Annotated in this window: 20 protein-coding genes; 14 read left to right on the top strand and 6 right to left on the bottom strand. The window is 39.8% G+C overall.

What is annotated here, in order from left to right; translation table 11 throughout:
• The first annotated feature begins 61 nt into the window (after nt 1-61).
• Both QFX10_RS03275 and QFX10_RS03270 read left to right on the top strand, forming a co-directional pair.
• Nucleotides 62-2200 carry an ATP-dependent Clp protease ATP-binding subunit gene (locus QFX10_RS03275; RefSeq protein WP_280606795.1) on the top strand — a complete coding sequence of 713 codons (2139 nt, stop codon included), beginning with the start codon at nt 62-64 and terminating at the stop codon, nt 2198-2200.
• 66 nt (nt 2201-2266) lie between these two features.
• Nucleotides 2267-2809, top strand: a complete 543-nt coding sequence (locus QFX10_RS03270) for a 5-formyltetrahydrofolate cyclo-ligase (RefSeq protein ID WP_280606794.1) — start codon at nt 2267-2269, stop codon at nt 2807-2809.
• A gap of 38 nt (nt 2810-2847) precedes the next feature.
• Here QFX10_RS03270 and QFX10_RS03265 read toward each other — a convergent pair whose 3' ends face one another.
• A complete protein-coding gene (locus QFX10_RS03265; protein ID WP_280606793.1) occupies nt 2848-4293 on the bottom strand; it encodes an amino acid ABC transporter substrate-binding protein/permease in 1446 nt (481 codons plus the stop codon).
• 153 nt (nt 4294-4446) lie between these two features.
• On the opposite strand from QFX10_RS03265, the gene QFX10_RS03260 reads away from it, so the two are divergent.
• A complete protein-coding gene (locus tag QFX10_RS03260; protein WP_280607224.1) occupies nt 4447-5196 on the top strand; it encodes a flavodoxin family protein in 750 nt (249 codons plus the stop codon).
• 34 nt (nt 5197-5230) lie between these two features.
• Here QFX10_RS03260 and QFX10_RS03255 read toward each other — a convergent pair whose 3' ends face one another.
• Nucleotides 5231-6253 carry a branched-chain amino acid aminotransferase gene (locus QFX10_RS03255; protein WP_280606792.1) on the bottom strand — a complete coding sequence of 341 codons (1023 nt, stop codon included), beginning with the start codon at nt 6251-6253 and terminating at the stop codon, nt 5231-5233.
• Between the two features lie 375 nt (nt 6254-6628).
• On the opposite strand from QFX10_RS03255, the gene QFX10_RS03250 reads away from it, so the two are divergent.
• From QFX10_RS03250 to QFX10_RS03240, 3 genes are all read left to right on the top strand, one after another.
• Nucleotides 6629-7051: a cupin domain-containing protein gene (locus tag QFX10_RS03250; RefSeq protein WP_280606791.1), complete on the top strand. Its 423-nt coding sequence runs from the start codon at nt 6629-6631 to the stop codon at nt 7049-7051.
• A gap of 13 nt (nt 7052-7064) precedes the next feature.
• Entirely contained in the window at nt 7065-7391 is a 327-nt protein-coding gene (locus tag QFX10_RS03245; protein ID WP_280606790.1) for a carboxymuconolactone decarboxylase family protein, read from the top strand.
• Nucleotides 7392-7766: 375 nt separating this feature from the next.
• Complete coding sequence (locus QFX10_RS03240) at nt 7767-8534, top strand: epoxyqueuosine reductase QueH (RefSeq protein ID WP_280606789.1); 768 nt, start codon at nt 7767-7769, stop codon at nt 8532-8534.
• Nucleotides 8535-8579: 45 nt separating this feature from the next.
• Here the strand turns inward: QFX10_RS03240 and QFX10_RS03235 are convergent, their stop codons facing one another.
• Nucleotides 8580-8828 (bottom strand): hypothetical protein, encoded by a 249-nt coding sequence (locus QFX10_RS03235; protein ID WP_280606788.1) that lies wholly within the window; start codon nt 8826-8828, stop codon nt 8580-8582.
• A gap of 219 nt (nt 8829-9047) precedes the next feature.
• The gene (locus QFX10_RS03230; protein ID WP_280606787.1) at nt 9048-9389 is read right to left on the bottom strand and encodes a hypothetical protein; all 342 of its coding nucleotides are present in this window, start codon (nt 9387-9389) and stop codon (nt 9048-9050) included.
• A 435-nt stretch (nt 9390-9824) separates the two neighbouring features.
• Between QFX10_RS03230 and QFX10_RS03225 the strand changes: the two genes are divergently transcribed.
• A complete protein-coding gene (locus QFX10_RS03225) occupies nt 9825-10526 on the top strand; it encodes an NrtR DNA-binding winged helix domain-containing protein (RefSeq protein WP_280606786.1) in 702 nt (233 codons plus the stop codon).
• A gap of 132 nt (nt 10527-10658) precedes the next feature.
• Entirely contained in the window at nt 10659-13268 is a 2610-nt protein-coding gene (locus QFX10_RS03220; protein WP_280606785.1) for a C39 family peptidase, read from the top strand.
• 86 nt (nt 13269-13354) lie between these two features.
• Here the strand turns inward: QFX10_RS03220 and QFX10_RS03215 are convergent, their stop codons facing one another.
• Together QFX10_RS03215 and QFX10_RS03210 are read right to left on the bottom strand one after the other, a co-directional pair.
• Nucleotides 13355-13789, bottom strand: a complete 435-nt coding sequence (locus tag QFX10_RS03215; RefSeq protein ID WP_280606784.1) for a MarR family winged helix-turn-helix transcriptional regulator — start codon at nt 13787-13789, stop codon at nt 13355-13357.
• Nucleotide 13790: 1 nt separating this feature from the next.
• On the bottom strand, nt 13791-15161 hold the full coding sequence (locus QFX10_RS03210) for an MFS transporter (RefSeq protein ID WP_280606783.1): 1371 nt from the start codon (nt 15159-15161) through the stop codon (nt 13791-13793).
• Nucleotides 15162-15345: 184 nt separating this feature from the next.
• On the opposite strand from QFX10_RS03210, the gene QFX10_RS03205 reads away from it, so the two are divergent.
• The 6 genes from QFX10_RS03205 (at nt 15346) to QFX10_RS03180 (ending at nt 23715) form a co-directional block, all read left to right on the top strand.
• A complete protein-coding gene (locus tag QFX10_RS03205) occupies nt 15346-15612 on the top strand; it encodes an ACT domain-containing protein (RefSeq protein WP_280606782.1) in 267 nt (88 codons plus the stop codon).
• A gap of 186 nt (nt 15613-15798) precedes the next feature.
• On the top strand, nt 15799-17142 hold the full coding sequence (locus tag QFX10_RS03200; RefSeq protein WP_280606781.1) for a PFL family protein: 1344 nt from the start codon (nt 15799-15801) through the stop codon (nt 17140-17142).
• A gap of 189 nt (nt 17143-17331) precedes the next feature.
• Nucleotides 17332-18087, top strand: coding sequence for a DeoR/GlpR family DNA-binding transcription regulator (locus QFX10_RS03195; protein WP_280607223.1), 756 nt, complete (start codon nt 17332-17334; stop codon nt 18085-18087).
• On the top strand, nt 18084-18998 hold the full coding sequence (pfkB, locus tag QFX10_RS03190; protein WP_280606780.1) for a 1-phosphofructokinase: 915 nt from the start codon (nt 18084-18086) through the stop codon (nt 18996-18998). Before QFX10_RS03195 ends, pfkB begins: the two co-directional genes overlap by 4 nt.
• 21 nt (nt 18999-19019) lie before the next feature.
• Nucleotides 19020-20981 carry a PTS fructose transporter subunit IIABC gene (locus QFX10_RS03185; protein WP_280606779.1) on the top strand — a complete coding sequence of 654 codons (1962 nt, stop codon included), beginning with the start codon at nt 19020-19022 and terminating at the stop codon, nt 20979-20981.
• A 256-nt stretch (nt 20982-21237) separates the two neighbouring features.
• Complete coding sequence (locus QFX10_RS03180; RefSeq protein WP_280606778.1) at nt 21238-23715, top strand: glycoside hydrolase family 68 protein; 2478 nt, start codon at nt 21238-21240, stop codon at nt 23713-23715.
• Nucleotides 23716-23791: the final 76 nt, after the last annotated feature.

Below are 23791 nucleotides of genomic sequence, written 5' to 3'. Positions count from 1 at the left end.
AAGTTGTAAATTACAGATGTTATAAAGAAAGAGTTATTAAAAACAGGAGTGAGGGATAATTATGGCAAGATATACAGATCCTTTTGGAGATATGGACGACATTTTCAATCAATTATGGGGAAACAATGGCTTAGGTAATGAAAACAGTCGCTACATGATCAACGGTCATGAAGTGACACCGGAAGAATTCAGACAATATCGTCAAACAGGTAAACTTCCACAAAATCAACAAGCTGCAGCGCAACAACAAGCAATGCAACAAGCTGGTCAACAAGAAGGTAGCGTTTTACAAAAATTAGGACGTAACTTGACAAATGATGCACGTGAAGGCAAGTTAGATCCTGTTATCGGACGTAAGAAAGAGATCCAAGAAACAGCTGAGATCTTAGCACGTCGAACAAAGAACAATCCAGTTTTAGTAGGGGATGCTGGTGTTGGTAAGACGGCTGTTGTAGAAGGACTTGCGCAAGCGATCGTCAAAGGTGATGTTCCAGCAGCGATCAAGAACAAAGAGATCGTAAGTATTGATATTTCTTCGCTTGAAGCTGGTACACAATATCGTGGTAGTTTTGAAGAAAATATTCAAAACTTAGTCAACGAAGTTAAAGAAGCTGGCAATATCATCCTCTTCTTTGATGAGATCCATCAGATCTTAGGGGCTGGTTCAACTGGCGGTGATAGTGGTTCTAAAGGACTTGCTGATATTTTGAAGCCAGCTTTGTCACGGGGCGAGATCTCTGTGATCGGGGCTACGACACAAGACGAATATCGGAATACGATCTTGAAGAACGCTGCTTTAGCACGGCGTTTCAATGAAGTTGTCGTTAATGAACCAAGTCCAGAAGACACATTGAAGATCTTAGAAGGGATCAGAAAGCTTTATGAAGATCACCACAACGTGATCTTACCAGATGATGTTTTGAAAGCTGCTGTTGATTTCTCAGTTCAATATATCCCACAAAGAACATTGCCAGATAAGGCGATCGACCTTGTAGATATGACTTCAGCACACTTAGCATCACAACATACAGTTGTTGATGCCAAACAACTTGAAGCTGAGATCAAGAAGGCTAAAGATGAACAACAAGCAGCAGCAGATAAAGAAGACTATGAAGAAGCTTTGAATGTTAAAGCTAAGATCGATGAATTAGAAAAACAATTGAACAGTAATTCTGAAGCTCAAAAAGTTACTGCAACTGTTAATGATGTGGCTGAATCAGTTGAACGTTTGACTGGTATCCCAGTTTCGAAGATGGGGGCTAGTGATATCGAACGCTTGAGAAGCATCGAAAGTCGTTTGAAGGGTAAAGTTATCGGACAAGATGAAGCTGTTGAAGCCGTTTCACGGGCTATTCGTCGTAACCGTGCTGGTTTTGATGACGGTAATCGACCAATTGGTTCCTTCTTATTTGTTGGACCAACAGGTGTTGGTAAGACAGAATTAGCTAAACAATTGGCTTACGACATGTTTGGTAACAAAGATGCGATCATTCGTTTAGATATGTCTGAATACTCTGATCGGACGGCTGTTTCGAAATTGATCGGGACGACAGCGGGTTATGTTGGTTATGATGACAATAGCAACACTTTGACAGAACGTGTTCGTCGTCAACCATATTCGATCGTTTTATTAGATGAGATCGAAAAAGCAGATCCACAAGTTATTACTTTGTTATTACAAGTTTTAGATGATGGACGCTTGACAGATGGTCAAGGAAATACAGTCAACTTCAAGAATACTGTCATCATTGCAACTTCAAACGCCGGCTTTGGTAATGAAGCTTTGACAGGTGATGATCAAAAAGATGAAGAGATCATGAAGCGTTTAGCTCCATACTTCAGACCAGAATTCTTGAACCGTTTCAACGGTGTGATCGAATTCTCGCATTTGAACAAAGAAGATTTACACCACATTGTTGATTTGATGTTGAGTGACGTTAACCGCAACTTAGCTAAGAAAGATATCGACCTTGTCGTTGATGAAGAAGCAAAAGACTACTTGATCGAACAAGGTTACGATGAAGCCATGGGGGCACGTCCATTACGTCGTGTGATCGAACAACAGATCAGAGACAAAGTTACAGACTTCTACTTGGAAAACATTGATGTTAAGCATTTAGAAGCTGTTATGCAAGACGGTGAATTAGTCATTAAAGAACGTCAAACTGACGATGCTACTAAAGAAGATAAAGAAGACTAATTTTTAAAAGGATCGGGGAAACTCGATCCTTTTTTTGTAGTAAGATAAAGAAAAGGGGGGACTACTATGCTTGAAAAGAAAGTATTTCGTCAACAACAACTAACTAAATTAGCAGCGCAAAAGGAAGCGACAAAAGAAGCCGCACAACATTTGCTAGCTAAATTAGTGCAAACATCGGCTTGGAAAAACGCTCGCTCGATCGGAGTGACGTTAGCAGGTGAGATCGAAGTTCCGACCGAAGCACTCATTCAAAAAGCCTATGCAGAAGGGAAAAAAGTTGCTTTTCCAAGAACGTTACCTAAACGGCAAATGATCTTTTTAGAAGCTTTGACAGCGGCAGATCTAGAACGAAGCTCTTTTGGGGTCTTAGAGCCTAAATATGTTCCTGAACGGATCATTTCTAACATAGATCTGCTGATCGTTCCGGGGATCGCTTTTGCACTTGATACACACTATCGGGTCGGATTTGGGGGCGGTTATTACGATCGTTATTTAAAAGATTTCCCAGGAAATAAGATCGCTTTAGTCGCCCCGGCAATGGCTTATCCAACGGCAACTTGGACCGTGGAAGCTTTTGATATTCCGATCGATCAGCTGATCACACTTTGAGCTAAAAAAATTCCGGCAATGAACTTGCCGGAATTTTTTTAATTCATTTTCTTTTGAACGTAATTTGAGAGCCAAGTAAGTAACGTGATCACGATCAAGTAGATCAAAGCAATGATCGTCCAAACTTTGAAACCTTCTAAGTTACGGGCGATGATGATCTTACCTGTTTGAGTCAATTCTAAGATCCCAATGATCGATAAGATCGAAGTATCTTTTAATGTAATGATAAATTGGTTGATAAATGAAGGGACCATCAGCCTCAAACCTTGGGGTAAGATGACTTTTTGCATCGCTTTACCAAAAGGAAGACCTAATGAACGGGCTGCTTCCATTTGCCCTTTATCGATAGCTTCGATCCCACCTTTGACAAAGGCAGCGGTATAAGCTCCTTCATTTAACATCAAAGTAATGACCCCAGCGATAAAGGCAGGGATCTTGACCCCAGTTAAGGAAGGGATCCCATTATAGATGAAGAGTGCCAAGACAAGGAGTGGTAAGCCTCGGAAAATATAAATGATCGTTGTTGAAAGTCCTTGAGCAAACTTATTAGGTAAGATCCCTAAAAGACCAACGATAACTCCAAAGATCGTTGCAAAAAAGATCGCTACGATCGTTAAGTAAAGTGTTTCACCCAGACCTTTCAACAAGGCTTCGCGATTTTGTTTGAGCAAGCCCCAAAAAGTTCTTTCATTTGCGCTATCTGTTTTAGCTTCTTTTTGTTGACTGACTGTTTTTGTGCTCAAATAGCGGGCTTTGATCTTAGCATATTCACCATTTTGCTTGATCTTAGCTAGCCCAGCATTGAATTTTTGCAAGAGTTCTTGATTTTTACCTTTAGCAACGGCAAAACCGTAGTAGCCCCCACGTGCTGGCTTAGTGACGATCGTTAATTTAGTTCCAGTTTTGATCGCATATTGCATGACTGGATCGTCCTCAAAACAAGCGACTGAATTTCCAGTGACAACATCGTTATACATATTATCAGAATCATCAAAAGTTACTGTTGAAAACCCATATTTGTCTTTTAATGATAGCGCATATTCTGCGGCGGCTGTCCCAGTTTTTAAAGCAACGCGTTTTCCACGGAGTTGCGCTAAACTTTTGATCGAACTATCTTTAGCGACTGCCATGACAAAACCAGTTTTATAGTAAGGTTTGGAAAAATCAAATTTTACTTTACGTTCATCAGTGATCGCCATTCCAGCCATGACCCCATCTAACTGTCCTGATTGGAGCGATTGAACAGCTGCGTTAAAACCGACTGGCTTGATCTCGACTTTGAAATTTTCTGCTTTTGCGATCGCTTTTAAAATATCGATATCGATCCCAACGTATTGATTATCTTTATTTGCAAATTCAAATGGAGGATAAGTCACATCTGTTCCGATCTGATAAGTTTTTTGTGCTTTAGCTGTGCTACTAAAGCTAGTAAAAAAAAGCAAAGTACATAGCGTACTTAAGATGATAAGTAGCTTTTTCGACATAAGCATTCCCCTTAAACTAAAAAATGATATATATATTAATATACCATAACACTGAATTTAGGCTTAGTTAAAATTTTAAAAAGCTAGATACTGGTCAAAGAAGTCGGCTTAGCAGTAAGATAAGGATACTAAGTGATAAAGAAGGGAAAGAAGATGAAGATCATCGGGATCGCGGGGTGCTATAAGCGAGATGGGATCACTGGCAAAATGTTGAATGAAGTACTCAAAGGTACACAACAAGAAACAGAAACGATCTTTTTGCTCGACTATGATCTGGCACCAAACAGTAAAGATCAACAAAAATTATTGGAAAAATTAAAAGCAGCAGACGTTTGGATCTTAGCGGCGCCAACGTATTTTGGGGGACTTTCAGGAATAATGAAAAGCTTTTTAGATGCTTTACGGGCTCAGATCTTACGCTTTGACAAAAAAGGTGATCCACATCCACTGCCAACATTTAAAGACAAACATTACCTGCTTCTAACAAATTGTTACAGTAAGACGTTTGAGAATCTAGTGACTGGGGTGACTGATAGCGCTTTGCGCACGATGGATAAAGTCTTAACGACAGCCGGATTACTCAAATTAGGCGAAGCAGTTCAAACAAATACGTATTTTATAACGGAACTTTCACCTAAGAAAAAAACAGAGCTCTTGAAATTAGGGCAAAAAGCACGAAATGCAGAAAAAAAGGATGATCAGCGCATGAAACGTTATGTTGAATTATTTTTTATCGTTACTGTGATGGCTTTTATTACGATGCTTATTCAAGCTGGTTTACTACACTTATTAGGGCAGACGCTAGGTTTTTGGAATAATTTTATCTCATTTGTAGTGATCTTTTATACTTTACTAGCAGTCACTTTACATTTCTTTACTGTCGTCAAACATAAGCGCAAATGAAAAAACGCCTCGACTTGAGACGTTTTTTTTAGCTTTAATCGACTTTGACGATCCACCCTTCAGGTGCTTTGACATCTCCAAATTGGATCCCAGTCAACTCAGCGTAAAGCTTCTTAGTAACTGGTCCGACTTCAGTTTGGGAATAAAAGACGTGAAGTTTATCGCCGATCTGGAAGCCACCGATCGGAGTGATCACAGCAGCTGTCCCACAAGCGCCAGCTTCAGTCAAATGATCAAGATCATCTAAATAGATATCAGTTTCTTTTGTTTCCATCCCAAGCCGGTGCTTAGCTAAGTAGAGTAAAGAATATTTAGTTACACTTGGCAAGATCGAAGGAGACTTTGGTGTGACAAATTCGTTATCTTTGGTGATCCCAAAGAAGTTAGCTGATCCGACTTCTTCGATCTTAGTATGTGTCAGTGGATCTAAATAAATACAGTCAGCAAAGCCAGCTGCCTTAGCTTGAGCGCCAGGCAAAAGACTAGCAGCATAATTTCCCCCGACTTTACTTTGCCCTGTACCTTTATGGGCTGCCCGATCATAATCAGCAGCTAAGAAGTTAGTTGGCGTCAAACCACCCTTGAAGTAGTTTCCGACTGGCATCGCAAAGATCGTAAAGATATATTCTTTAGCTGGGTGCACCCCGATGTTTGGTCCGACTCCGATGATATTTGGACGCAAATACAAAGTTCCTCCAGTACCATAAGGTGGAAGATAGGCTTCATTTGCTTTGACGACTTGTTTTAAGCCTTCGATAAACATGTCAGTTGGTACTTCAGGCATCAAAAGCCGTTGACAACTGTTTTGGAGACGTTTGGCATTTTGATCAGGGCGAAAAAGATTGATGCTGCCGTCTTTACACCGATAAGCTTTAAGTCCTTCAAAAGCAGCTTGACCATAGTGAAAAACAGGTGAACCTTCATTTAAAGTAATGTTGGCATCTGTAGTTAGGCCAGCTTCTTGCCACTTACCGTCACGATAATAGGCCCGGTAGCGGTATGGTAATTCCATGTAATCAAATCCTAAGTTTTCCCAATCTAGTTCAACTGTTGACATATGCGACCCTACTATACAAAATAAAGGCTCAGTAATTAACTAAGAGAAAGTAATATAGCTTTTCCTTTCTATGAGTTTGAAAACGACTTTTCCTGAGCAGGTATGTTTGCTCAGCGTGTGCACCCCTCATTTTTACACTTTCTGATGAACACGCCTACATAAAGCATTATGTATGTTGAGTGAAGTATATCACAGATAGACTAAAAACGGTCGTTTAATTTATTTTATTTTTAATAAAATTGCCCAAGTAGTTAACTTATTAGCATGCTCTAAAACGATGTTTAAAATGGATGATTTATTACTTGATATAAGTATTTTACATTAAATAATAGAAAGGTTAGACTAAAAGAGAAAAATATAGAGAGGGTGCTATCGATGAGTAATTTTGAACGGGAAGCCAAAAATGATCCATTTGGATTTGGCGCAAAAAATGAAGCTTACGCTAAATATTTTAATAAAGCTAGCTATTTGAAGCCTTTGATCTCAGGCGATGATAACGTTGATGTCAATGTTGCTAACGTTACTTTTGAACCTGGATGTCGCAATAATTGGCACATTCATCACGATGGCTACCAACTTTTGCTAGTAACAGCTGGCGAAGGTTGGTATCAAGAAAAAGGCAAGCCAGCACGTCTTTTGAAAGTCGGGGATGCAGTCAAGATCAACGAAGGGATCAAACATTGGCATGGAGCGACAAAAGCTAGCTGGTTTGCGCATATCGCGATCACTAAAGGCACGAGCGAATGGTGTGAAGAAGTCAGTGATGCTTGGTATGATGCATTGACTGCTCAAGAATAGAAAGGTAAGAAAAATGGTCAAGAAACAAACAGCAGGGCGCGATAATTTAGGGGAATTTGCGCCTAAATTTGCCCAATTAAATGATGATGTTTTATTTGGTGAAGTTTGGTCACGCGAAGAGCAACTTTCTGCTCATGATCGGAGTATGATCACACTAGCTGCTTTGATCTCAGGGGGCAATTTTGAACAAGTCAAAGCCCATATGATGTTAGGAAAAGCTCATGGGATCACGAAAGATGAGATCGCAGAGATCATTACACATTTAGCTTTTTATGTTGGCTGGCCCAAAGCATGGTCGGCTTTTGGTTTAGCTAAAGAGATCTGGCAAGAAGAACAATAAAAAACAAAGTGGTCGTTAGTGATCACTTTGTTTTTTTATTGTTCTGCATTAATTTTCGTAAAAGTGGTAAGAATAAGATCACAAGCGTGGAGATAAAGGAGCTCAACGCTAAAAAGAGGAAGAGCAAACAAGCCAACAGGAGCCATTTATTGCCAGCTGAAAACCAAAAATAGCTAAAAGCAGTTGCAGCTAAAAACGTTAAGCAAAGTAAAACTACGCTCAAACAGATGAGTTTTAGACGATATCGTTCCATTTTAACAGCAAAAAAGCCTCTTCAACACCTTCCTGATAAAAACTTTAATCTCATTATACCGTAAAAAGACTGTGACTTGTGCTATACTTTGACTTAGAAATTTTACGAAAGAAGGCCTACCGATGATCGATCTACAAGAGATCTTAGCCAAAATGAACTTAAATCAAAAGATCAATTACGATAAAGTGATGATGAAGATGGTCGCTACGTGGCAAAAAAATGAATTACGGCCTAAGATCTTATTGCACTCATGTTGTGCCCCATGTAGCACAACGACTCTCGAGCGTTTGACGGAGTTTGCAGATGTGACTGTTTATTTTGCAAATTCAAATATCCATCCGCGTACTGAATATCAACGGCGGGAATATGTCCAACAAAAATTTATTCATGATTTTAATGAAAAAACTGAAAATAACGTTCAATTTTTAGCGGCTCCGTATAAACCACAAGAATATTTTCAAGCTGTCCGGGGGTTAGAAAAAGAACCCGAAGGTGGTGATCGGTGTCGCGCCTGCTTTGATTATCGGCTAGATATGGTCGCTAAAAAAGCGGTCGAGTTAGGTTTTGATTACTTTGGGAGCGCATTGACGATCAGCCCTCATAAAAATTCGCAAGTCATCAATGCAGTTGGGATCGAAGTTCAAAGTTTTTACGATGTTAATTATTTACCAAGTGATTTCAAAAAAGGTAACGGGTATCGTCGCTCAGTCGAGATGTGTAAAGAATATGATATTTACCGCCAGTGTTATTGTGGATGTATATTTGCAGCTAAGCAACAAGGGATCGACTTGAGCCAAACGAGGCGCGAAGCTTTAGAATTTATGAAAGATAAAGATGGCGCTACTGAATTTGCTGGGATCTTATTTAAGATAGACGGAAAAGAAGTCTAAAAAAAACCACGCTTACTTTGAGCGTGGTTGGATTTCATAATTTAATCAAATTTGTTTAGACGACAAATTGTCAAAATCAAGGACAACGTCTTCGCTGTTTTTTCTGATCAGCGAATAAAGACGTTTGAAGATCGGGTCTGAAATAAGATAGTTGATTTCTTCAGACTTTGTATCTTCGACCTGAACTGGTACATTTTTGATCGTATGACCAGAGATCTGGATATCTTTTTTTTCGACAACTAGATCTTTACGTGTACTTGATTCAAACGCAGGAATACGTCTAAATTTAACCATAATATTTTCCCCCTTGAAAAATTACTTAAATTTTATCACAGTAAAATGTAAATGCAAGTCAATTTTCATTGATATAAAGATAAAAACATTTAAACATTTCTTAATCATTCAAGTTTTGTTCAATGTTTTCAAGGGTTTTAGCCTCCTACGTGTCTAAGAGGGACGTAAAGAAACTAGTTTGAAAATAAAAGATGTGCTAATGTTAGTTATTACTAAGAGTTAATCACTACCGATCGCTTGGCTGACTTGAGCTGAAAGATTACGCCAATATAAAATATTGTTATTTTCCAGGTCGGCTAAAAATGATGTGAATCCTTGACGGGGCAAAACTTGGCAGATCTTAGCTCCTGTAGCATCTGTGATGAGTAAGACTTGACCAGGCTTTTCCCATTTAGTACCAAAATAAGGACCTTCAAGCGCAACGTCTAGCATATCTTGGACGCCGTCTTTGGTCATATCATTGGTAACGCTTGTTATCGTGGAAGTTTCATAGCCATTTTCTTTGAGCCAAGCCAATTTTTCTTTTGCTTGAGCAAGATCGTCTGGGATCAAATGAAACATGATCGTTACACTCCTTAAGTTAGTTTTACCCTTATTATAGCTGACTAAAATGCATTATAAAATATAATAATGACAAACATTATGCTATCTTAGATAGCTCTAGCTCAACAGACCTTAAGAAAATAGTACCGAAGGCTTTTGCTAACGGTATAGAGGGGATCAGATCAGTTCCAGTTAAGCTAAACTTGAATTTTTAGTTTAAGCGGCTTACAAATAATTTTTGAAACAAAGCAATTGCCAAACGAGTCGTAAAGTTGTCCACGAGAGTTTTTAGGAGCCATTCTGAAAGTTTGTTGACTGGTCGACTCTATTAGGTTGGGTGCAGCGTCTTTTTGAGTTACATCATTGCTGAAGATTGCGCCAAAAGACTAGGAAATTATTGATCTAGCTAAGCCATGGTAGAAATATAGTCAAGAGAATTTGAAAGTGGGGACAATGATGCACATAAAATTGCTAAATATTATGTGGTGCTATGACCGTGAAGCAGAACAGGTCAAAGTGATCTTAGAGCACGATGCCACTTGGCAACTCCCCAAAACAAATTTGGGACAAGCTGAAAGTGGCACAGAAGCGATCTTACGGTTGACAGAACAGGTCACAGGACAAGTGCTAGATGCCGATCATGTCGAACAGCTGACGACTTTATCACATCCAACATTAGTTCATGCTGGGGAACGTGAAGTCATTTTAGTGTATATGACCTATTTGCCTTTTTATCCAACGCTAGATACAACAGTGCATAAACTTTTTACATTACGGACGAGCAATAGTAAATATCAGCTTTATCGCGGTGAAGTAGCTTTTTCACTCACGGCGATCGCAGATGAAGCTAAATATCACGAAGTAAATAAAACAAGCCCGTTAGTTTATGAATATGCCCTACAATACGCATGTCGTTATATCAAACGTTCGCTTGAACAAATGCCTTTGATCTTAAAGATCTTAGGTGAAAGTTTCACATTACGTGAAGCGCGGAGCGTCTATGCAAGTTTTTTGCAGATCAAGATCAATCAGCTTGATAATTCAAATTTCAAAAAGACGCACCGTAAGATCTTAGTCGAAGTCGGACAAGTGATGAAAAAGAGCCCTGGACGTCCAGCGCGCTTATATCGACTAAAAGATGAAGTTCAATTTTGAGTAAAAAAGATCAGACCAACTTGCAAGCAGATATTGCTAAGCAAGTTGGTCTTTTAAATTACGCAAAAAAATTGAAATCAAAAAAATATTAAATTATTATAAAGTTAATTAAAAAATAGAAAGGGTGAAGAGATGTTAAAGCGTGAATGTAAGCTTCGCTATAAGATGTACAAAGCCAAAAAACACTGGGTCATGTTACCGTTGATTTTTTTAGGGATAGCTCTAGGGGCCAGTGTAAATGTGAGGCCTGCTTTAGCAGATACAGCTCTCCAAACGAATACTGCTAGCCAAGTGGCAGCAACGACAGCACAAACAGACACTGAAACGCAAACTAAAGAAAGTCAGGAGCAAACAACAGTCCCAACTTTATCAGCGACCGTGACAAAAGAAAATGACGCAGCTACTTCAGAAGATTCACATAAAGTGACTGAGGAAACTGAAAGTTCAAGTCAAACTGCTCCAAAAGTTACAACTGAAAAAACGACTACAGATCAGGCCGTCGAACTTGATCGTTCAGGCGAAACTTCTATTGAGAGCGTTTCAGAAAGTTCAAAGCAAGTGGTCAAAGAATTACCAGCCCAGAGTTCAAGCACACTTGAGAAACAAGAGATCCGCTCAGAAAACCAAAAGGATACTTCAAATCCAAAGGCTGATTTCAAAACACCTCAAAACTATGTGGAGAAAAAGGAAGCTGGCCATTGGTACTTGTATGATCCACAAACTAATACGCAGTATACAGGCTTTCAAAAATTAAAAGATGACCGAGTGGTTTACTACGCTCAGTCTGGACAAATGCAATACGGTTGGCAGTGGATCGATAATGCAACGCGTTATTTTGATACTTTTAACGGTAAGATGGCGATCGGACAACAAAAGATCAATGGACATTGGTATCTCTTTGATCAAAAAGGCGCAATGCAACGAGGCTTCCAAAATATTCCCGAGCAAAATAAGACAGTCTATTATAACCAAGATGGCTGGATGCAATATGGTTGGCAGTGGATCGATAATGCAACGCGTTATTTTGATACTTTTGACGGTAAGATGGCGATCGGACAACAAAAGATCAATGGACATTGGTATCTTTTTGATCAAAAAGGTGCAATGCAACGAGGCTTCCAAAATATTCCCGAACAAAATAAGACTGTGTACTATAACCAAGATGGCTGGATGCAATATGGTTGGCAGTGGATCGATAATGCAACGCGTTATTTTGATACTTTTGACGGTAAGATGGCGATCGGACAACAAAAGATCAATGGACATTGGTATCTTTTTGATCAAAAAGGTGCAATGCAACGAGGCTTCCAAAATATTCCCGAACAAAATAAGACTGTGTACTATAATCAAGATGGCTGGATGCTTTATGGTCAGCAAAAATTGAATGGTCATTGGTACAATTTTGATACGTATGACGGAGCGATGAAACGCGGCTTCGTTAATATTCCGACTCAAAATAAGATAGTTTATTACAATGAAAAAGGACAAATGCAATACGGCTGGCAGTGGATCGATAATGCGACCCGCTATTTTGATACTTTTGATGGTAAGATGGCGATCGGACAGCAAAAGCTGAATGGCCATTGGTATCTTTTTGATCAAAAAGGTGCAATGCAACGAGGCTTCCAAAATATTCCCGAGCAAAATAAAACAGTCTATTATAATCAAGATGGTTGGATGTTGTATGGGGTACAACAGATAGAACAAGCCAAATATTATTTCGATCCGATCACAGGCGCTTTAAAAATAGATGGTGCGGGTTATGATAGACAAACTGGAACTTTGAGTTATTACGCTAAGGATGGAAAACAAACAGTAGGTAATATCATTTTAGATGGTAAAACATATGATTTTACCACTGGGATCCTTAGAGTTTTAGGACAACAGTTCATAACCCTCAAAGGACAAACATATTTATTGAATCACACGCAGGTGATCACAGGCCAACAAAAATTAAATGGAGCTTGGTATTATTTTGATCTTGCTACGGGTGTAATGGCGCGAGGCTTCCAATATTTGGCTGATCAAAATAAGACAGTCTACTATAATGACCAAGGTCAAATGAAATATGGGCAACAAAAGATCGCTGGTCATTGGTACTTATTTGATACATTCAACGGAGCGATGAAGACTGGACTTCAATATATTTCTGATCAAAATAAGACAGTCTACTATGCTAATAATGGGCAAATGCAGTATGGAACAGTTCGTGCAGGGAAGATAACATATTATACAGATCTAGTTACAGGTTCGATCATTGGAGTGTTAAATGATGCTGAAGTTATCGGACAAAATCCTGAATTGCCTACTGGCTGTGAGATAACAGCGGTAACAATGATGTTGCGCTATGCGGGAAAAGATGTTAATAAGATCCAACTAGCTCATGAAATGCCACGAAGTAACAATGGAGACTATGGCTTTGTTGGTGATCCATTTAGTGTGACTGGCTGGTGGGTCTTTCCCACAGGCGTAGCTCCAGTAGTCGATCATCACCTAGGCACTAGCAAGGTCATGACAGGAGCTAGCTGGTCTGAGATATACCAACAATTGCTAAAAGGCCATTTAGTTGTGGCATGGGTAGCGCATATGAATGGTTTTATAAATCATGCGGTTACGTTAACTGGGTATCATAATGGGCTCGTTTATTATAACAATCCTTGGACTGCTCATAAAGAACAGCTGACACTTGGACAATTCTATACGCATTGGAATGCTGATAGACAAAGAGCGTTAAGTTATTAATAACTTCTGACAGCAAATAAAAAAGTCTCACTTCTCTGACACTTGTCTTAGAGAAGTGAGACTTTTAGTATTTCCCGAGAAATATCTCACAGATCTGTGTATTTTTCGACTGAGTAACTTAAAGCAGCTTTTTTTAAGAGGTGCGCAAAAGTCTCAGCTTCTGTTGAAGTCAGACCTGCTAAAGCATGTTCATCAACTAGAGCAGTGATCGCATCTAACTTTTTTAAAACACCTTGCCCTTTTTCAGTCAAATATAGTTCAGAGCGTCGATGGTCAGTCGCAGAGATTTTTTTATCGATCCAACCATCTTGTACGAGGCGATTGATCTGGCGAGTCACGACGCTTTGTTCGCGGTGAAGTGAGTCGATAAAATAGTTTTGACTGATCCCAGGCGTTTCTGCAAGAAATTTTAAGTAAAAGTAATTTGATTCACTTAAGCCAAGTTGCTCACAGTGATAGTTCAACTCCTGGCGCACTTTATTATTAAAGATCGAGGCATATTTGTCGACTTCTTTGACCATCTTAAGCTTCCTTTCGTGGACTGTGGCGCAAGTAAGTGAGAAAAGCAAAAAGCATGAGTAAAACTAAAATAACAGTCGTCCACATCGAAAGACGCATTCCTGTGATAAAGTTCGTTGGGATATTGGCGATAACGATCAAGAGTGTAACAGAAGAAGCGCCAAAGGCTTGACGTAAGCTGTTATTGAGTGCTGTGGCATGACTGACATTTTCAGGTGCGATCTCGATGAAAGCCTCTGACATCGCAGGAGAAAAGACAAGAGCATTTCCGATCATGCGCAACATATAAGCGACTGTTAAAAGCCAAAGCGGTGTTGTTTTAGAGATAAAGACAAAGGGGATCGCTGCGATCAACATCAAGATCCCCCCTGAGATGATCAGATATTTTGGACCGTGTTTATCGTAAAAACGGCCTACTAAAGCAGCACTCAATGCATTGGCGACTGCTCCTGGTAAGAGGATCATCCCAGAGACCATACTATTGACGTGTAAGACGTTTTGGGTAAAGATCGGGAGCATTTGTTCTGTGCCAAGTAAGACCATAAAAGCGCAGATCCCCACTAAAGTCATCAGTCTAAAAGAACGATTTTTGATCAATTGCACTTTCAACATCGGTTGTTTTAAAGTGAGTTGGCGTTTGACAAAGAAAGATAAGATCAAAAGACCACTTAGTAACATGATCCAACCAAGCAGAGCTTGTGTTTGGAAAAAGGTCAAACTAGCAAGCGTTAAGCCAGAACCAAGAAGAGATAAAAAGACTGAGAAAAAGTCGATCTTGATCTCTTTTGGTGTCGTAAAATTAGGAAATACCAAGAAACCGATCAACCAAACTAAGATCATCAGTGGAAAGACAATGATGAAAATGTAACGCCAACCTAGGCTATTGACGATCAAACCAGAAAGCGTTGGTCCGATCGCTGGTCCAAATGCGATCACAAGGCCAGACATTCCAAGGATCGTACCGCGTTTTTCTAACGGATAGATCGAGATCATCGTTGTCATTTGAAAGGACATCAAGATCCCGCTAGCACAGGCCTGTACGAGCCGGGCTAAGAGCAACGACCAAAAATTCGTTGCAAAGCAACCGATCAAAGTTCCAAGTAAAAATGTTGCGATCGTACTCAAAAAGACATTACGATTTTTAAATTTTTCATACATATTAGACGATAACGGAGTGATGATCCCGATCATCAAAGTATAGCCTGTTGTGAGCCATTGAACTAAAGTCAAACTCGTATCCATTTCATGTTCGATCACAGGCAAAGCAGTGATCATCATCGTTTGACTCGTTAAGCTGATAAAACTAGAGAATAAAAGCAAAGCAGTTACGATCAGCCTGATCTTAGGATCGATCGTTTTAGCGATATTGACCATTAAAAAATTCCTTTCAAAAATAAATGTAAATGCATTTAATATGATACATGCTATTGCATTTAATTGCAATGTATTTGTGTGATTACAAAATGATGATATTTAAACTAGAAAATGATTGGGAATGAAATGTATAATGAAAAATATAGTAGTATAGTGATCTTAGTTTGAAAATGAGGTGTACATGATGAAAGCTATCTTAACAGTAGTGGGACAAGATAAGGTCGGGATCGTTGCTTCTGTGAGTCAATTTTTGGCACAAGAACAGATCAATATCTTAGATATCAGCCAGACGATCTTAGATAAATATTTTACGATGATGATGGCGGTATATATTCCCGAAAAGTGTGATCTAAAAGAGCTCGAGACTAAGCTATCTGCCTTGGGGCAAGAGCTAAAAGTGGAGATCAATTTAAGGAATGAAGCTGTCTATAATGCGATGCATCAACTATAGAAGTGATATAACGTTCGTGAGAAAGTTAAAATGTAGGACGAATATTGTATCGAGTATCAAATGCTAAAGAAAAATCTGAAAGATCAAGTGTCATTTCTTATTTGTTAAGATATGAAAACACTAATGTTGTCGGTATTAATTAAAATCAAGAAAGGAAGACTATATTATATATAGCAGTGTGAGTCGATGGAATTTGAAAAGATCTTAGAAACAATCCAGATGATTAAAGACCAAAACTTAGATGTACGCACGATCACAATGGGGATCTCCCTCCTTGATTGTGTTGATAGCGATAGTAATAAAGCTTGCCAAAAGATCTACACTAAAATTACGACTAAGGCTAAGGACCTCGTTAAAGTTGCTGAGCAGATCGAGATGGAATATGGGATCCCGATCATCAATAAACGGATCACGGTGACCCCGATCTCCTTAGTGGCAGCAGATTCTGAGGCTAAAGATTATATTAAATATGCAAAAACGCTTGACCGTGCTGCAAAAGATTTAGGAGTAGACTTTATCGGAGGTTTTTCTGCGCTTGTGCAAAAAGGCATGACTAAAGCAGATGAGCGGTTGATCGCTTCTTTACCAGAAGTTTTGACACAAACTAAACTTGTGTGTGGTTCAGTTAATGTCGGTTCGAGCAAGAGTGGGATCAATATGGATGCAGTCCGTCAGATGGGTGAAGTCATCACTGAAGCAGCTAAAATCGATTATCGTGCTAATACTAAACTAGTTGTTTTTTGCAATGCAGTCGAAGATAATCCGTTTATGGCTGGTGGATTTCATGGCGTCTCTGAGCCAGATGTCGTTCTCAATGTTGGCGTCTCTGGACCAGGCGTTGTCAAAGTGGCGCTAGAAAAAGTCAAAGGTCGACCTTTAGATGAGGTGGCGGAAACGATCAAAAAGACGGCTTTTAAAGTTACACGTATGGGACAATTAGTTGGCACGATCGCATCTGAGCGTCTAAATGTGCCTTTTGGGATCGTTGATCTTTCGTTAGCACCTACGCCAGCAGTGGGCGACTCAGTTGCACAGATCTTGGAAGAGATCGGGTTGGAACAAGTAGGGGCCTATGGTACGACAGCAGCACTAGCGTTACTAAATGATGCTGTTAAAAAAGGTGGTATTATGGCTTGTAGCCATGTTGGCGGACTTTCAGGTGCTTTTATCCCCGTTTCGGAAGATGCAGGGATGATCGCAGCTGTTAAAGAAAAGACGCTTTCACTAGCTAAATTAGAGGCAATGACAGCTGTTTGTTCTGTTGGCCTTGATATGATCGCCGTTCCTGGAGATATCCCTGCGACAACAGTCAGTGGAATGATTGCCGATGAAGCAGCGATCGGGATGATCAATAATAAGACGACAGCAGTTCGGATCTTACCAGTCCCAGGAAAGAAGGTAGGAGAAGAAGTTGAATTTGGCGGACTTTTAGGCTATGCGCCACTGATGGATTATGTACGTGCTGATAGTCGAAAGTTGATCGAACGTGGTGGATCGATCCCAGCTCCGATCCATAGTTTTAAGAATTAGGCGAATGTTTTTGAAAGAAATTGAATAAATAGGAGCGATAGATACTAGGATATGTGGGAAAAAGCGTAAACTAGTATCTTTTTTTAGGAAATTTTTGCATACTTTTTGCTCGTTTTTGGATGATTTTGAAGTTTTGTGATTGATTTTTAGCTAAATGAGTGCTAAGATAATTTGGGAGGTGTAATGAAAGTGCTTGCAGAAGAAAGGCAACAACTGATCATGCAGATGTTGAAAGAAAACAACGTTGTTAAGCTACAAGAGATCTGTGAACGAGCCGTTTGTTCGGAATCATCGGCGCGGCGTGATCTTCAACTATTAGAAGAACAAGGACGCTTAGTGCGGATCCATGGTGGAGCAAAGATCAAACATTCGCTTCAACAAGAGTTAGACATGGATGGCAAAGCCACTAAAAATGTGCTTGAAAAAGCGCTCCTGGCTAAAGAAGCTGTCTTACAGATCGAAGATGATGATGTGATCTACTTAGACGCAGGGACGACGACTTTAGCGATGATCCCATATTTAGCAGAAAAGCATGATCTAACAGTTGTAACAAACGGTGTTTTACATGCGTCATATCTAGCTGATCGTGGGATCAGGACGATCTTAGTTGGTGGTGCTTTGAAGAACACGACTAAAGCGATCGTAGGTGTCAAAGCTGTCAGTTACTTAGGTCAATTTAGATTCAATAAAGCATTTCTAGGTATAAATGGGATCCACCATAAATATGGCTTTACGACACCTGATCCAGATGAAGCTGAAGTCAAACAAATGGCACTAGAACAAAGTGAGGAAACTTTTGTTTTAGCTGATCCGACTAAGTTTGATATCGTTTCATTTGTCAAAGTTGCTGATCTTTCGCAAGCTACGATCATTACGACTGGTCTTTCACCACAGTTAAACGCACGCTATAGTGAACAAACAACGATTCAGGGGGCAATAAGATGATCTATACTGTAACCGTCAATCCATCGATCGATTACATCGTCCAATTAAAAGAATTGACTTTAGGCGAAGTCAACCGAATGGATTATGATAACAAATTACCTGGAGGCAAAGGGATCAATGTTTCACGGATCTTAAAAGAACTTGGTCTTGATAATACAGCTTTGGGTTTCCTTGGTGGTTTTACAGGTGAATTTGTCAAAGAAGCTTTAGAGAAGACAGGTTTGAAGACGAATTTTACTCCGATCAAAGACGACACGCGGATCAACGTAAAGATCAAAGCACAAGCTGAAACAGAGATCAACGGGCGTGGACCGCAGTTGAGCGCAGCAGAGATCGCTAGTTTCAAAGCACAATTTGATAAATTGACACCAGATGATGTCGTTATTTTTGCAGGGAGTTTAGTCCCAAGTTTAGACGATGATTTTTATTTTGATCTGATCAAAGTGATCCGCCAAAAAGGTGCCCAATTTGTGATCGATACGACTGGGGAAAGCTTGTTAAAAACGTTGCCTGAAAAGCCATTGGTCGTAAAACCAAATAACCATGAATTGGCGGAATTGTTTGATGTTGAGTTAGATGGTATCGCTGATATCGTCAAATACGGGAAAAAGCTCCTTGAAATGGGAGCCCAACACGTGTTGATCTCAATGGCTGGCGATGGTGGTCTGATGATCACAAAAGATAAAGTTTACCGTTCGTATGCACCAAAGGGAACCGTGGTCAACTCTGTCGGTGCTGGCGATTCAATGATCGGGGGGTTCACTGGAACATTTGCTAAAACAAATGATCCCTTGGAAGCTTTCCGCTATGGGCTAGCTTGTGGTTCAGCCACAGCCTTTTCTGAAGATCTTGCTGATAAAGCAAAGATCGATGAGATCTTACCATTGATCAAGATCGAAGAGTATAAATAAAACAAAAAGGAAGTGCAAAGAATGGATATTCGCGATTTGTTGATGACAGATATCATGATCATGGATCTTGATGCCACGACAAAAGCAGAAGTTATCGATGAAATGGTGCATAATCTTTACGAACATGGCATCATCGATAACGAAGAAGTTTACAAAAAAGATATTTTAAAGCGTGAAGCTGAAGGCTCAACTGGTATGGGCGATGGGATCGCGATCCCACATGCACATGATGAAGCTGTCAAAAAACCAGCTGTGATGTTTGCGCGCAGTGTCAAAGGTGTCGATTATCAATCGATGGACGGGCAACCAGCGCACTTGTTCTTTATGATCGCTGCCCCAGAAGGTGGCGACAACACGCACTTAAAAGCTTTAGCTGCTTTGTCACAAGTTTTACTTGATCCAGCAGTTGTTAGTGCTTTGAAAGCAGCTGATACGCCACAAAAAGTACAAGATATTTTTGCTAAAGCTGTGGCTAAAAAAGAAGCTGAAAATAAAGCTCAAGAAGAACAAGAAAAAGCAGCTCAAAATGCACCAGTCGATGATTCTAAGCCATATATCGTTGCCGTAACAGCTTGTCCTAATGGGATCGCGCACACATATATGGCCGAAGAAAACTTGAAGAAAAAAGCCAAAGAAATGGGCGTCGACATTAAAGTCGAAACGAATGGTTCTGAAGGGATCAAGCACCGTTTGACACCAGAAGAGATCAAACGAGCTAAAGGTGTTATCGTGGCAGCTGACAAAAAAGTCGAGATGGCTCGTTTTGACGGTAAAGAATTAGTCAACCGTCCGGTAACAGACGCGATCAAAGAACCAGAAAAATTGATCAATGAAGTGTTAGAAGATAAGGCACCGGTCTATCACGCTAGTGCTTCTGATGCTACAGCAGACGAAGAAGAAAGCTCGAACGGTTCAGTTTGGGGCAATATCTATAAACAATTGATGAACGGGATCTCTCACATGCTACCATTTGTTATTGGTGGTGGGATCTTGATGGCGATCTCCTTTATCGTTGAGCAATATATGGGAGGCGCTAAATCACCAGCTTTTATCTTCTTAAATAACGCTGGGAACATGGCTTTTGCCTTCATGGTCCCTGTTTTAGCCGCTTATATCGCTGAAGCGATCGGTGATCGTCCAGCCTTGATGCCTGGTTTTGTCGGTGGTTTCATGGCGACAGTTTACTCTGGGTCATTTGGCGGAGCTTATACAGCAAACGTAATGTCAGATGCTAAATCGGCTGCTGGTTTCTTAGGTGGGATCGCTGCTGGTTTTATCGCTGGTTACTTGATGGTTGGCTTAAAGAAGCTTTGTGCTAACTTACCACGTTCAGTTGAAGGTATGAAGCCAATGTTGATCTACCCGATCTTAGGCTTGTTGTTCATTGCGTTGATCATGTATTACATCATCAATCCGATCTTTTCAACAGTCAACATTTGGATCACGAACTTCTTGAATCATTTAGGAACAGGAAATACTGTTGTCTTGAGCCTTGTTTTAGCTGGGATGATGGCCGTCGACATGGGAGGCCCATTCAACAAAGCTGCTTATGTCTTTGCTTCTGGGGCTTTTGCTAACGATCCTAAATCTGTTGCAGCTGCTGGTTTGATGGCAGCCGTGATGGTCGGCGGGATGATTCCTCCATTTGCAACAGCGATCGCAACGACTTTCTTCCCAAATAAATTCCCTGAAGAAGAACGTCGTGCTGGGGTCTCCAACTGGGTCTTAGGTTTCTCCTTTATCACAGAAGGTGCGATCCCATTTGCTAGTGCAGATCCAGGTCGCGTGATCCCATCATGTGTGATCGGTTCTGCGATCGGGGGAGCTCTTGTTGGGCTTTGGCATGTGTCTGTGCCAGCCCCACACGGCGGTTTCTGGGTAACACCATTAGCTACGAATCCATTAGGTTACATCGGGGCAGTTGTGATCGGTTCGATCATCGCTGGTGTGATCTTAGGTCTTTGGAAAAAAGAACGTAAATAATAAAGTAAGAAGAGTTAGTTGATCTGTTTAACTAACTCTTTTCTTTATAAAGTAGAAATGAAAAAAGGTAGTCGAAAGTTTTAGAAAGTTCGACTACCTTTTTTGTGCTAAAAAGCTTATTAAAAGTAACTTTGAACTTTTTTCGTATTTAATTACATAAAACGTAAAAAATAATTTGAAAAAATTAAAAAATTATAGTAACATAGCACCGATGATATATATGTTAAACGATTAACATATTGAATGAATAACTATAATGAAAGAAGGAGTACTTGTGATCGAACGTAAGAAAATGTATAAGTCTGGTAAGCATTGGGTCGTAGCAACTGTTGTAGCCTCTTCACTATTAGCTGGGACCAATGCAGTATCTGCCGATCAAAATGATACAGTAACAGCAAAAGATACACCTCAAGTTGAAATGAGTGTCGCAAAAACACAAAGTGATGAGGTGGAGTTAACTACACAAGCTGATCAAAAAGAGGTGACAAACGATAGTGATATTCAGTCAGGTGCTGAAAAAAACATATCTGAAGCACAAGAAACTACATCTTCTAACGTAACGGATACGAGTAAGGATGAAGCTCAGTTAGCTAGCTCAGTACAAGCATCAGTACCAGAACAAACAGAAAAAGTTGATACAACTGTTGGCGTGGAAAATTCAAAAGACGCGACATCAGTAAACAACGAAGTTACGACAGCTAGTGAGACCAAGATTTCAACAACAGCTAAGTTAGCTACACAAAATAGCGATAAGACAACGTCTGCAGTTACAAAAATTGAAGCGACAGTAAAAAATGAAAGTACTCGTCCAACATTAAATGAGACAGCTCAAAAAATTGCAGATGAAGCTAAGTTAAATACTAATGATTTAACTGATGAACAAATCAATGCTTTAAATAAAGTTATTGTAGATGATTCAAATGGAACGAAAATGACTTACAAAAACTTTGAAGACATTGCAAATGCTTTGATCAATCAAGATTCACGTTATGCTATTCCATATTTTAATGCCTCACAAATCAAAAATATGCCAGCTGCATACACACGTGATGCAGAGACAGGTGAATATGCCGACTTAGATATTTGGGATTCTTGGCCTGTTCAAGATGCACAAACAGGATATGTTTCAAATTGGAACGGATATCAACTTGTGATCGCAATGATGGGACGTCCAGGATATGAAGATAACCATCTTTACTTACTCTATAATAAATATGGAGATAATGATTTCTCACATTGGAAGAATGCAGGTTCGATCTTTGGGTATAACGAAACACCAGATATTCAAGAATGGTCTGGTTCAGCTATTGTAAACAAAGACAATTCCATCCAATTATTTTATACTAAGAATAATACCGGAAATGGGCGCCACAATGATCAACGTGTAGCGACTGCAACAATCTACTTAGATCACAATAATAATGAAGTTTCGATTGCTAAAGTTGAAAATGATCGTGTGATCTTTTCTGGTGATGGCTATCACTACCAAACTTATGATCAATGGGCAAATCATAAAACTTTTGATGATGACTTTACTTTGCGTGATTCTCATGTTGTAGAAGATGAAAATGGTGATCGCTACTTAGTTTTTGAAGCTAATACAGGAATGCAAGACTATCAGGGTGAGCACCAGATCTATAAATGGTCTAACTATGGTGGCGATGCAGCTTTTAATACAAATAGTTTCTTTAATATTTTAAGTAATGCTGATAAAAAGTCACGTGCTAAGTGGGCTAATGCAGCTATTGGAATTTTGAAATTAACTAATGATCAAAAACGTCCAGAAGTGGAAACTATTTTTGATCCTTTGGTAACTGCTCCAATGGTAAGCGATGAGATCGAACGTCCTAATGTTGTAAAACTTGGAGATAAATATTACTTATTTGCAGCTAGTCGGTTGACTAGAGGTGTAGATACTGATTTAATCACAAAGGCTAACCAAACGGTTGGTGATAACGTTATTATGCTGGGTTATGTTTCAGATAATTTGAAGAGTGGCTATCGTCCGTTGAATAGTTCTGGAGTAGTGTTGACTGCCTCAGTTCCTGCTAACTGGAGAACTGCGACTTATTCATACTATGCCGTTCCAGTCGAGGGATATAGTGACCGTGTCTTAGTTACAGCATATATGACGAATCGTGGTGAAGTAGCAGGTGAAGGTAAGAACTCTACTTGGTCACCAAGCTTTTTAGTTCAAATTAACCCGGATGGGACGACTCAAGTATTAGCTAAAATGACTAACCAAGGTGATTGGATCTGGGATGATAGTAGTGAAAATCCTGAAATGATGGGAACCCTTGAAACTGCTGCTTTACCAGGCGAACGTGAAAAGCCAGTTGATTGGGATCTGATCGGTTATGGCTTAAAACCACATACGCCAGCAAAACCAACTGAACCAACAAATCCAAGTGTACCAGAAGTGCCAACAACACCAGAAACACCAAGTGATCCGGAAGTACCAACGACTCCAGAGACACCAAGTAATCCGGAAGTACCAACGACTCCAGAGACACCAAGTGTGCCAGAAGTACCAACAACGCCAGAAACACCAGTTGTACCTGATAAGTACGTTGTTCCAACTGAACCAACTTCGCATGTTGCTAAAGATACACAAACTGAATTACCACAATTGAATGAAGAAAAAGGTGGTAGTTTAGCTATGCTTGCAGCTGGCATGAGTGCGGTCTTGATGGGATTAGGCTTAAGATCAACTAAAAAGCGGCGTTCAAACTAAATTTTTAGGACTGGGAAAACTTAGTCCAAAGTAAAATCTGATATTTACGCTACTAAAAAAGCACTAGGATCTCCTA

The sequence above is a fragment of the Ligilactobacillus faecis genome (genome assembly GCF_029889745.1).
Classification (GTDB): Bacteria; Bacillota; Bacilli; order Lactobacillales; family Lactobacillaceae; genus Ligilactobacillus; species Ligilactobacillus faecis.
The sequence above is the reverse complement of the archived record's forward strand: the minus strand, read 5'-3'. Positions and strand labels throughout refer to the sequence as shown.